At 45.7% G+C, this 10,786-nt stretch carries 12 protein-coding genes; 5 read left to right on the top strand and 7 right to left on the bottom strand.

Annotation, left to right across the window (positions count from 1 at the left end):
• Window positions 1-249: 249 nt before the first annotated feature.
• The gene (locus V6C93_RS35670; protein ID WP_349262941.1) at window positions 250-729 is read left to right on the top strand and encodes a CRR6 family NdhI maturation factor; all 480 of its coding nucleotides are present in this window, start codon (window positions 250-252) and stop codon (window positions 727-729) included.
• 74 nt (window positions 730-803) lie between these two features.
• Here V6C93_RS35670 and V6C93_RS35665 read toward each other — a convergent pair whose 3' ends face one another.
• Together V6C93_RS35665 and V6C93_RS35660 are read right to left on the bottom strand one after the other, a co-directional pair.
• On the bottom strand, window positions 804-1,502 hold the full coding sequence (locus tag V6C93_RS35665) for a pirin family protein (RefSeq protein WP_333481439.1): 699 nt from the start codon (window positions 1,500-1,502) through the stop codon (window positions 804-806).
• Window positions 1,503-1,550: 48 nt separating this feature from the next.
• A complete protein-coding gene (locus V6C93_RS35660) occupies window positions 1,551-1,787 on the bottom strand; it encodes a CDGSH iron-sulfur domain-containing protein (RefSeq protein WP_333481438.1) in 237 nt (78 codons plus the stop codon).
• Window positions 1,788-1,955: 168 nt separating this feature from the next.
• On the opposite strand from V6C93_RS35660, the gene V6C93_RS35655 reads away from it, so the two are divergent.
• Window positions 1,956-2,300, top strand: coding sequence for a helix-turn-helix domain-containing protein (locus V6C93_RS35655; protein WP_333481437.1), 345 nt, complete (start codon window positions 1,956-1,958; stop codon window positions 2,298-2,300).
• A gap of 374 nt (window positions 2,301-2,674) precedes the next feature.
• Window positions 2,675-3,058 (top strand): hypothetical protein, encoded by a 384-nt coding sequence (locus V6C93_RS35650; RefSeq protein ID WP_333481436.1) that lies wholly within the window; start codon window positions 2,675-2,677, stop codon window positions 3,056-3,058.
• A gap of 114 nt (window positions 3,059-3,172) precedes the next feature.
• Here the strand turns inward: V6C93_RS35650 and V6C93_RS35645 are convergent, their stop codons facing one another.
• Window positions 3,173-4,294 carry a site-2 protease family protein gene (locus tag V6C93_RS35645; RefSeq protein WP_333481435.1) on the bottom strand — a complete coding sequence of 374 codons (1,122 nt, stop codon included), beginning with the start codon at window positions 4,292-4,294 and terminating at the stop codon, window positions 3,173-3,175.
• Between the two features lie 270 nt (window positions 4,295-4,564).
• Between V6C93_RS35645 and V6C93_RS35640 the strand changes: the two genes are divergently transcribed.
• The gene (locus tag V6C93_RS35640; protein WP_333481434.1) at window positions 4,565-5,068 is read left to right on the top strand and encodes a 2TM domain-containing protein; all 504 of its coding nucleotides are present in this window, start codon (window positions 4,565-4,567) and stop codon (window positions 5,066-5,068) included.
• A 202-nt stretch (window positions 5,069-5,270) separates the two neighbouring features.
• On the opposite strand, the gene V6C93_RS35635 is transcribed toward V6C93_RS35640, so the two are convergent.
• The 3 genes from V6C93_RS35635 to V6C93_RS35625 form a co-directional block, all read right to left on the bottom strand.
• Window positions 5,271-6,305, bottom strand: a complete 1,035-nt coding sequence (locus V6C93_RS35635; RefSeq protein ID WP_333481433.1) for a hypothetical protein — start codon at window positions 6,303-6,305, stop codon at window positions 5,271-5,273.
• 370 nt (window positions 6,306-6,675) lie between these two features.
• Complete coding sequence (locus tag V6C93_RS35630) at window positions 6,676-7,782, bottom strand: tetratricopeptide repeat protein (RefSeq protein WP_333481432.1); 1,107 nt, start codon at window positions 7,780-7,782, stop codon at window positions 6,676-6,678.
• 325 nt (window positions 7,783-8,107) lie between these two features.
• A complete protein-coding gene (locus tag V6C93_RS35625) occupies window positions 8,108-8,767 on the bottom strand; it encodes a sigma-70 family RNA polymerase sigma factor (RefSeq protein ID WP_333481431.1) in 660 nt (219 codons plus the stop codon).
• Between the two features lie 308 nt (window positions 8,768-9,075).
• Here V6C93_RS35625 and V6C93_RS35620 point away from each other — a divergent pair, with 308 nt between their 5' ends.
• On the top strand, window positions 9,076-9,675 hold the full coding sequence (locus V6C93_RS35620) for a glyoxalase-like domain protein (RefSeq protein WP_349262940.1): 600 nt from the start codon (window positions 9,076-9,078) through the stop codon (window positions 9,673-9,675).
• Between the two features lie 238 nt (window positions 9,676-9,913).
• Here V6C93_RS35620 and V6C93_RS35615 read toward each other — a convergent pair.
• A partial coding sequence (locus tag V6C93_RS35615; RefSeq protein WP_333481429.1) for an amino acid--tRNA ligase-related protein occupies window positions 9,914-10,786 on the bottom strand: 873 nt, incomplete at its 5' end.

The raw sequence follows: 10,786 nt of genomic DNA, 5'->3' as shown, positions 1-10,786 counted from the left end.
ATGACGCTTCTGCCACCTAAAGAAAATGCGATCGCATCACTAGATATAGTGTTTTCATTTGGGATGTAAAGTGTAACCTTTACTGGATAAAGCTTTTAGTAAGCCCTCTGTTCACAACCCATTTGAAAACGCTATACCAGTAAAGCGATCGCATAACATCATGCCTGTTTGAAAATTGGTGTCGATTCAGAGGAAGATGGAGATGTCGCCTTCACCGATGACTCGATAACCATTGCGCTCAGCGAAGCTATGCCGGAAGGACTTATCGCACTCAATTCTGAGTGCATTAACAATCTAGACTTGTCGCCAGCCCAAACGGTGATAGAAAAACTGCTCAATGACGGAGCAATAGCGTCTTGTGAACAGCAGTTACGCTTTGAAATTGACTATCTCCGCGATCCGACTGATCCGCGAGAACTCTCAGAAATCCCAGAGGTGCGGCTGTGGTTTATTCGCTTGGACGCCTGCTATCCCTGGATGCCCTTTTTGTTGGATTGGAAAGCGGGTGAACTTGCTCGCTACACTGCCATGCTGGTGCCGCACCAATTTAACCGCACAGAAGGGATTCAGTACAATCCCGAAGCTTTAGAAATCTTCGTGATGCAAAAAGTCTTTGTCCTCACGAACTGGCTCAAGTCACAGGGAATTCCCAGCCAATCGCGATCGCAGTCAATGGCTCAACTGTTAGGCTACGAACTGGATAGTGCCTTTTTTGACCTCATCCAATAGAGGGAATTTGGCACAGAGATTCGTGTTTTGAGGAGTTCGCGAGGAGCAGATTTTCCTCTTGAAGGTTGAGCAACTCAGGCTAGATCGAACAGCAGAATCTCGGCATCTTGAGTCGCTGCGATCGCAATCTCTGTTTCATCGCTGATAGCGGCTCCATCACTGGTATCCAGTGACAGTCCATTTAGAGTAATCGAACCCCGCGCCACCTGTACCCAAGCATGGCGTTGAGGCTTGAGAGTATGGGATGTGCGATCGCCTGCTCTCAAAACCGCAGCATACAAATCCACATCTTGATGAACTGTAACAGCACCCTCTCGACCATCTCTAGCGGCTACTAAACAGAGTTGGCCGGGAGTCTTTGCAGGTGAAAAATTTTGCTGTTCGTAGCTTGGCTGCAATCCGTTCTTTTCGGGTAACAGCCAAATTTGCAGCAGGTGAACGGGTTCTGTTTTCGAGTGATTAAACTCACTGTGCATAATTCCCGTACCAGCACTCATGCGCTGTACATCACCCGGCTGAATCACCGAACCGTTCCCAATACTGTCTTTGTGTTCTAAAGCCCCTTCCAGGACATAGGTGATAATTTCCATGTCCCGATGTCCATGTGTTCCAAAACCAGCCGTAGGGGTTACGTAGTCTTCATTGATCACCCGCAGGGCGCGAAATCCCATATGCTTGGGGTCGTAATAGTTAGCGAAGGAAAATGTGTGATAGGTATCTAACCAACCGTGATTAGCATGTCCTCGCTCATCAGCCTTTCTAACTGTTATCATGGCATCCTCCTATCTAAATACAAACAGAATCCTGAATAGCTGGATGGCTCAAAGTTTAGTATGAGTACCATCACAATACGGTGGATTATCCGTATATTTGCAGTTACAAAGCGCTACCTTTTTCTTCTCGGTTAACTCAAAAGCTAGTGGTAGAAATTCAGTACCTTGATGAGCCCCGTCACAAAAGGGCTGATTTTGAGATTGACCGCACTTACACCAATAGTAAGTTCCTGCTTCTAGTTCCAGGACAGTCGGTTTTTTGTCAGCAATAACAGGTTCACTCATTGGGTTCTCCTGGAAGGATTGATACCTGAAGAATCAAGGATGAAGTATCGAAAAGTTTTTATCCTTCGCTCTTCTTGAGTATCTTTTATGCATATTTATACTTTAAACTAGGTAAAGCTATTATGGAAAGTATGCACTTGAAAGTAAGGTAGTACCCAAAAAGATACTATGGAAGCCAAAACAGCGAGTACCGAGAGAGCAAGTTGTCCGGTGGAAAGAACCCTAGAGGTCATTGGCGGACGTTGGAAAGTCTTGATTCTTCGGGAGTTATTCCAAGGTGTGCAGCGCTTTGGTCAGTTGCATCGCGCTTTGCACGGTATTACTCAAAAGATGCTGACGCAACAACTGCGCGAGATGGAGGAAGATGGCATCATTCATCGGGAGGTTTACTTGCAGGTTCCTCCCAAAGTCGAATACTCTCTAACGCCATTAGGGGAGAGCCTGAAACCGATTATTGATTCAATGCATGAATGGGGGGTCAGGCATCTGGAAGAACAAAGTAAGGAATTTTAGAACAACAGTAGGCAATAAAATAGTAAAATTAGGCTTAGTATGCCTTAATAGTTATCAACTACAGGCATAGATCAATATCGAACTTTACTTGCTGAGACTGGCACTGGCTCCAATAGTCATTCATTCCTGGTAGTCACAGGGTAAGTGTAGTTATGGAGGTTAACTACCCTTAAGTGTCAGCTAAGCTTGTTTTGAACTGTAAGTTATGCAAAGCCAAACCTTCTTTGCATTATTAACTTGTAAAGATGAATTCACAAAGTAACTTTCGGACAAAACGCTCAGCGCCTACCAAGGCAGAGTTGGAAGCAACGGTCACTCAGTTAAAAGCTCAACTGAAGGACGCAGAAAAGGCAGCACAAGATAAGGAAAAAACTTTGAATGATTTGAAAGACGCTCTTGAAGAAGCTCAGAGAAGGGAAAACTCTCTCCAACAAAAGATTACAAATTTACAATCCGACTTAGAGCATCAAAAAGAATCGTTCCAAAAGTCACAAAAAGACTTAGGCAAAATAGAGCAGGATAGAACAGAGCTGGATAAAGCTAAAGCTGCTGCTGTCCAACTTGCCCAAACGAATGAAAAGCTTATTCAGGAAATTGATACTCTGAAAAAAGAGAACGAAGACCTAAAAGCACAACAGCCTAAAGCACAACAACCTAAAGTAGAGGTACATAGAGAACCTGAGTACAGGTCAGGGCGACCCATTCAAAAAGAGAGTGAAAAGCCTGCTGATTTTGCTACAAAAAGTTGGCTGCTTTAATGATCAGTAGTAGTTTATGCCACTCGGCTCAACCATAAAAAAGCCTCCCTTATTAAAGAGGCTAGGCTTTCAATCTAAGGGAGGTAAGAGTATTAGTCTACAAAGAATCGTTTGTTAAGCAGGCTTAGCTTGCGCTCTTTGCTCAAGCAGGCGGATAATTGACGCTTTTTCGAGAATCCCGACTAACACACCGTTATCACGAACGACTGGCAGTTGAGTGAGCTTTTCTTGTTCTAAAAGTGTGACAACTTCCAACAGAGATTGATCGGATTTCACAGTTGTGGAGCGATCAACAGGCTGCATCAGTTCTCTGACGTGAGTTGCATTCCAGTTGGAAGTCGGAACATCTCTCATGTCATCGACAGCGATCGCACCCAGCAATTGACCTTCTTCATCAGTGACTAAGAAGTTGTGCCATTCTGCTTTACCAATAATGTAGTTATTGGCAAACTCCCGCAGAGACAAGCCAGCAGGTACAATCGGGCCATTGGGAATCACCGCATCTTCGGCTGTCAAACCCATGAGCTTGTCTTGGAGGGTAGCCGACTGGGCTGAGTAACCTGCATTTCGCAGCAGGAACCAACCGATCAACAGAGTCCAGAAGCTACCGATGTTGCTAATTCCCAAGATCGAGAGTAATCCCAAGCTAATGCCAATCCAACCTAAAAACTGACCAACGCGGCTGGCAAAGACGACACCTTTATAAGGATTACCCGTAATTTTCCAAACCGCTGACTTGAGGATGTTGCCACCATCTAAAGGTAAGCCAGGAATTAGATTAAATAATGCCAGCATCAGGTTGATGTAGGCAATTAAGCTAACCATTGCTGCCAACGGTCCTGAGATAGAGGTGCCAAGACCAACAGCTGTAAACAGACCAAATAGCAAGAGGCTGACGGCTGGCCCTGCGATCGCTACCCAGAAGGATTGACCAGGAGTCTCTGATTCTTTCTCTAGTGCAGCTAGACCGCCAAAAAGAAACAAGGTGATGGATTTAACCTCAATTCCCTGCCACAGCGCAACGAAGCTATGACCTAATTCATGAGCAAGGACAGAGGCAAATAGCAACAGCGCTGCCACAAATCCTAGGACTAAAGATAATCCACCCAAGCCGGGAAAGATAGCGGCTAGTTGGCCTCCATAACTAAAAGTTACTAGGCCTAGGACTAAAAACCAGGATGGATGAACATAAAAAGGAATCCCAAATAAGTTACCAACACGAATACTGCCATTCATATGGGCTACCTCAAATTTTTATTTTTATTAAGACATTCGGTTAAATTCGTCTCTTTCTCTATATTCCATCGTAACGAAATGTAAAAAAAATATTCATCTATCCACTGCCGTAAGAACCGTCCACAGGGGTTCGGTTTTGAGAATAGAAGTTGTCTGTGATATTCCTCGTGATATCGCCATAATAAAATAAGGGCTGCTCTGACATGCCTTGACTGGCATTCTAATTTTTACAGCGGCAAGCATTCTCTTTATTAATAACTCTCTAAATGTATGACTGCCTTTAAAAGCAACCTCTCCCGCTCTTACCACCAAGAGGACGTTCAGCAAATTCTCAATTTGGCGATCGCACGTCAATCTGATGGTGGAGAACTTTCCCGCGAACAGCTTATAGAAATAGCTGGAGAATTAGGTATTTCTACTGAAACCCTACTCCAGGCAGAACAGGATTGGCTGCTCCAGCAACAGGAGCGGCAAAAGCATCGTGACTTCAATCTCTATCGACACAGTCAACTCAAAAGGCGTTTTGGTAAGTATTTAATTGTTAACCTTTTTTTAGTTTGTCTAAACCTCCTCATGCAGGGACAGCTTTCTTGGTCTTTGTATATTTTATTATTCTGGGGGTTTGGGCTGGGACTCAATGCTTGGAATACTTATCAATTACAGGGTGAAGACTACGAAAGATCTTTCCAAAGGTGGTATCGCAAGCACCAACTCACACAAGTTGCACAGTCACTTTACAGCCGCCTCAACACCTGGCTTAAAGCGGTAGGCTGAGGCAAGAAGTAACACGAAAAGCCATATACAACTCATTTAATAAAATTAGCTCTCTTGCAGAGAGCCAAGGATAGCTTTTTCCTTGTTTGGGTGAGTCAGATTCAATTTTAGTCGTTTATGATTCACCCGATGAGGCAAGGAAAGTTCAGCCAGATGCTGCCTATGCAGATGTGTTTCGCTTAACGTAAATAAATATCAACGTCTAAACTATACGACATAACTTCGCATAGGCTGACTCTTTTTGCGATCGCAAAAAGTTAAGGGTTTTACTGACAGCGCGCCAGTGAGCAGAAGCTTCATTTTTCATGGGTCCCAGAGAGTTAAGCCAGTCAGCGACATCTGGATGAGTATCACCCATACATTTCATGAATTCAGGCCAAAAATGAGGCCACATCGCATCATGATAGTGGATGATTAAGGCTTCTTTGAGTTGCTGCTCTTTATACCATTCCTCATGAATCAGGCTGCTCATGGTGTAGTTATGGGAGTAGGGCAAAGCACGCCAGGAGAGACCCATTTTTACCATTGCTAAACCAATAGCTATCTGATCGGTAAAATAAATTCCAGCGTTATGATTGGCGATGCAAGACTCAAGGAGTTGAACGGATGTTTCTAAATGATGCTTCGCCAAACTGGTTGTTCGACGGTAAACAAAAATACCACTGTTCCAGTACAGACGAATGCGTTTTCCCTCCATTTGGGTTGTAACCCAAGGGAGGTCTTTAACGTCTATTCCGACGACTTGGCAAATCTCCTTCCAGTAAGGTTCAAAAGCATCCTCCGGGCCAGCCGTACCAATATTTTTGTCAGAGGCACAGGCAACAAAATCTTCTTCTTCTTTGAGGAGGAGTTGATCGGGTTCGCCGAGAAACAGGATATCGCTGTCTAACCAACAAATGTATTCGGATGTGCTTCTCTCTTCTACTTCGATCAGAGCATAAGGCTTGTTTAAGAATCGAAACCAAGGATATCGCTTCTTTTTCTTTACCTGAATCGGAAGATACTCTACCTGCCATCGGTCAAATACCTGGCGTGTCTTATGGGAAATAGGAGGACCCAAACGGGGCTTAACAGCAATAATGGGTGCATTGGCAAACTGCCCTCCCCATCGGCGTAGACTTTCTACCATGCGTATGGTTTGAGCTTCGAGCCATCCGGATTCAACACAGCAGACAAAGGTAATGTTGGGGCTGGCTTTGATGGGAGAGTCTACAGGTAGGCTAGAGCTTTCTGTCATAGTTAAACAATAAATTTGCCAAAGTATAAAGTGTGGTTAGCGTTTGAGCGTATACGCTTAGTACATAGCGTCGAACTGACAGGAGAGGATAGGCCAGGAAGAAGGAGAAAAAAGACTGAACCCGACAGTTTTGGGTTGATGCCTCCTCACTAAAGCCCTGGTCTAACTTTTATATCGGTAAACGACCCTGACTTTAACATCCTGTTGATGTTTAGCTTGTTTCTTGTGGAATGAGCCGAAAAGCCCGTCTCGATTAGGCTTACTTAGATGCACATGAGCTAATAGTTGGTTGGTGAGACGTTAAATTTCCTTCTAATCCAGCAACTAAGAACTTTTCATACTTTCTACTTTATATTTTCTACTTCAGCCTTTAATTAGACATCCGATAATAAATAATTTGAGCCAAATCGTTTCGTAAGAAAGCTTCTTCCTGGGTTTCTCCTAAAGCATTCGCTAGAACGATCGCCTCTTCATAAAGAGTTCGGGCAGTAGCCCAGTTTCCCGTAGTGCTATAAATTTGTGCCGTCAACCGCAGCGAGAGCAGTTCTTCACGACGGTTTGCCTGTTTTTGGGCAAGAGTCCTATGTTGCTCAAGGATTTTCAGCGCCGCTGGATACTGTTTCAGGGCACTATAGGACTGTACTAAACCCCTAAGTGCACGAAATTGATTGGGGATATCGCGCGTCGCTTGAGACAGTCGCAGTCCCCCTTGATAGGCGATTAAGGCTGCCTTGTGGGCATTGACAGCCCGATAGGCATCTCCCAAATTATTGCGTGTATTCCCTTCCCCTTGGGCATCGTCCCACTGATTTCGCAAAACCAAGGCAGCTTCGTAGCGCTTAATCGCCTCAAAATAATCGCCCCGCGCCGCTGCTGCTAAACCCAGGTTACTCAAGCTTAAGCCCTCACCCGCTCTATGTTTAATACTACGGGCGATCGTCAGGGCTTGTGCAAAAGTTTGCTGCGCAGATTCAGGACTTCCAGATTCCAGCAAAATGGTACCCAAGTTATTCAAGCCATAAATCTGTCCTTGAAAATCTTGGCGCGAACGGGCAATCCCGACTCGCCGTCGTAGGGCGTCTTCTGCTTGCTGATAGCGACCGATTTTCGCATAGGTTACACCGATGTAGTCGTAAGTCAGACCTTCTCCCTCAACGTCACCCATTCGCTGATAAATGTTGAGTGCCTGCAACCAGTTGGCGATCGCTTGTGCATAATTCCCCTGCCGCTGCGCCTGTCCTCCGAGTCGCATAAAGGAATCAGCCTGATTTCGCTCTTCCCCTTGGCTGCCATTATTTAAAGGGATATCCAGTTGTTCATCAAGTTCAACTGAGCGAACACCAGGGGGAACAAATTGAGCCTGAACTCCCGTACTACTGAGCAGTATCAAGACGTTGAGGGTTAGCGCCACTGCTGTGCAGAAGCTATTGCCCAGCGATCGCCCAGTAGAGTGCGACAGCCCTATTGGGTTTGCCAAAGGATATGATTGACCTCTTCTACCCTTGTGGGTAAGCCCCCAAATTAGCCCCGAGTTAAAACTCCGGGCTAATAGCTCAACTCCACTCAAGTGGACTAAAACTCTAATCCAGTCGTCTTTAGACGACTTTAGCTGTGAGGCAGGAAATTTATTTCCTGCCTGCTTGTTGCAACTGGTACAAGATATGAGGTATGAAGTGCTTTGAATCACCCCTTTGGCGTTTTTCACGACCGACCAACCCTCTCTAGTCATCACACTCTCCCCGATTGCTAAAGTTCACTAACCACTTCAGCTTTTAGCTCATTGCACATCTCAATCTGTTGCCCTATACGGATAGAGCATTGACCTGGGAATTTCCTTGTAGAACCGTTGCCGCCTCAGCCAAATAGATTAGGCGAATATCTTCAGGTAAGGTAGCTTCCAAGATTTGATAGCCATTCTGGAGCTGAGTTCTAACTTGGGCTGGTGAAATCACTTCTCCCTCCGCTTGCAGATAGGCTGCAATCCGTGTTTCGCTCCAGTGAAATGTCTGAGCCATGATCACCATCAACCGTATCACGGGTTGCAGCTTCTCTAATGCCTGTTCCATGTAACACCACAAGGGCGGCGGTGCGGCTTTGAGATTGTAGTGTATTTCCTCCACTGGCGGCAGATCGGCTTGGTTAATGCAGAAAGCCGTCATATTGATCAGCCAGTTTTGAAAGGAACTAGTCCCCGAAGTGGTTTCGTCGCGTAAATCTAAACCACTGAGTTCGTAGAAAATATGACGCCAAGTCAGAGCAAATAGGTATTCTGCTTGCACAGGCGATCGCGCCGAGTGCCGAATTAACGTATAGACAATCGGACTGTAGCGGCAGAAAATGGCTGTGAAGTATTTCCCCTGCTCCGGATGACGCTGAAACAGGGTGAGTAATTCCTGGTCGCTGTGATGAAACAGCGATTTGACAATCGGGTGATTGGATTCAGAAAAATGCGGAATTTGCACAATCTTTAATTTACAGCTGGATTCAGGAAATTAGAGCAGATGCTTCCTACTATATCTACGACCGCTCACTAGAGAAAGAGGTCGTTAGGTGTTACTAGCACTCCAGTTTCTCAGCCTCAGCAAGGAATGACAACAGGCAAGGACTCTTGTCCTCAACCGATGCTTCAAGCTGTGTTCTGAGGAAGTGATGATGGAACTTACTTAAAATTAGTAACATCATAGAGACAGGTCTTGTGCTAATAATCTTACCGATGACGGGACAACCGAGCCATCAAAGTTAAAATCGGATTATCACGCCTTTTTAGTTCATGATTCTATCCGTGAATTTTATGTCCTTCCTGCTTGAACCCCTACCTCTGGGTTCATTCTTGCCCGGTATTCCTTTAGATAGCCTGTTCTCCACTCAGGGCATTATGGTGATGCTATTGGCAGCCTATGCAGGTGCCATGTGGATGTTCCTCACCAGTGCCCCCAAAGTTCACACTGTCATGGTGTCGGATTTAGAGCTAGCGCGACAGTTTTATGAAGGCTTGCTCAATTTGGCGGCGGCGGAAGTACCTCTACACTACTACTACAACTACGAGCAAACGTTAGGTACCACTACGCTTGACCCCCTTTACATGTCAACCGCAAACCTGGGAACTGCCAGTACCACCAAACTAAGAGGTTCTGAGGGCTTGTGGTACCAGCTTAAAAAGAATACTCAGCTGCATGTTATCTCCGGGGCAAGCCTGGGCAAGAAAAACCAACAACGCCACGTCTGCTTTGACCGTGACTGCTTGGAACAAGTATTGATGCGAGTGCAAATGCGACGCCTCAAGTATAAAGTTCGTACTGAGAAGCCCCTGAATTTTTTGGTCAAGGATTTGGAGGAGCGTGTGATTGAACTAGCGGAAGTTTCTAATTAAGTGTGATTGATGGGTAGGGGTACAGCGTACTGTACCCCTACACGCTTTTAAGACGAATGGCACTGACTTAAGCAAAAAGTAGTCGTTGTTTGAGAAAAACCCAGATTGGGGGGAAACCCCCCAAACCCCCCACTGGGGGACGGAGTGCCTCCCCCAGACCCCCTGCACAAGGGTTGGTTGGTGAGTGAGGAAAGTTCTTAATTCAGTGACATTCTTCATTAAGTCAGTGCCATTCGTTTTAAGATTCTCGATCCTGACCGTATTTTTCCCGAATATGGGTATTAAAGTATTGACCAATGGAGGGAGCTATCTTTAGCTCCTGGTAGACGTTTTTAGGTACATCGCGATATTGGTAGACGCTGCCCGTGTTAAATTCGACTCGTAGGGTTTGAGTCGCTTCGTCATAGTCAAAGGAGCGAATCACATTGCTGGAGGTCTTCAAGAGGGGAAAAGCGATGACATCCCGAATACTCGCACTATCGGTTAACAGCATCACGAGGCGGTCAATCCCTATCCCCAGTCCGCCAGTCGGTGGCATTCCATACTCCAGGGCTGTGATAAAGTCTTCATCCACGCCCTGCGCTTCCAAGTCTCCTGCTGCCTTCCGTGCGGCCTGCGCTTCCAGACGTTCTCGTTGGTCGATGGGGTCGGTCAACTCGGAAAAGCTATTAGCTGTCTCACGTCCCACAATGAATAGTTCAAAGCGCTCCACTAAACCGGGCTTTTCCCGATGTGGCTTGGCAAGAGGAGAAATTTCCACGGGATAATCCAGGACAAATGTAGGCTGAATCAAGGTTTCCTCAGCTTTTTGCTCAAAGCATTCGTTGAGCAGTTTTCCAATCGATGGACAAGCATCTACACCCTCGATACCTGCTTGACGAGCCGCCGCTTTAGCTTCCTCAAGGGTCTTAAACTGAGTAAAATCTAAACCCGTCTTCTCCTGCACCAATTGATGCATGGTAATTCTGCGCCAAGGTGGTGTCAGGTCAATGACTTCACCCTGATAATTGATTTGCAGCGTTCCTAAGACTTCTTGCGCGACGGTAGTAATCAGATTCTCCGTCAGCTGCATCATGTCATTGTAGTCAGCGTAGGCTTGGTAAACCTCAAC

The sequence above is a fragment of the Allocoleopsis sp. genome, from assembly GCF_036703385.1.
Lineage (GTDB): Bacteria > Cyanobacteriota > Cyanobacteriia > Cyanobacteriales > Coleofasciculaceae > Allocoleopsis.
Note: the sequence above shows the minus strand (reverse complement) of the source record. Positions and strands in the feature narration are given on the sequence as shown.

What these genes read in the sequence shown, in the direction of transcription:
- V6C93_RS35670 (WP_349262941.1), top strand. Translation starts at nt 250, where the DNA reads ATGCCGGAAGGACTTATCGCACTCAATTCTGAGTGCATTAACAATCTA.
- V6C93_RS35665 (WP_333481439.1), bottom strand. Translation starts at nt 1,502, where the DNA reads ATGATAACAGTTAGAAAGGCTGATGAGCGAGGACATGCTAATCACGGT.
- V6C93_RS35660 (WP_333481438.1), bottom strand. Translation starts at nt 1,787, where the DNA reads ATGAGTGAACCTGTTATTGCTGACAAAAAACCGACTGTCCTGGAACTA.
- V6C93_RS35655 (WP_333481437.1), top strand. Translation starts at nt 1,956, where the DNA reads ATGGAAGCCAAAACAGCGAGTACCGAGAGAGCAAGTTGTCCGGTGGAA.
- V6C93_RS35645 (WP_333481435.1), bottom strand. Translation starts at nt 4,294, where the DNA reads ATGAATGGCAGTATTCGTGTTGGTAACTTATTTGGGATTCCTTTTTAT.
- V6C93_RS35640 (WP_333481434.1), top strand. Translation starts at nt 4,565, where the DNA reads ATGACTGCCTTTAAAAGCAACCTCTCCCGCTCTTACCACCAAGAGGAC.
- V6C93_RS35635 (WP_333481433.1), bottom strand. Translation starts at nt 6,305, where the DNA reads ATGACAGAAAGCTCTAGCCTACCTGTAGACTCTCCCATCAAAGCCAGC.
- V6C93_RS35620 (WP_349262940.1), top strand. Translation starts at nt 9,076, where the DNA reads ATGATTCTATCCGTGAATTTTATGTCCTTCCTGCTTGAACCCCTACCT.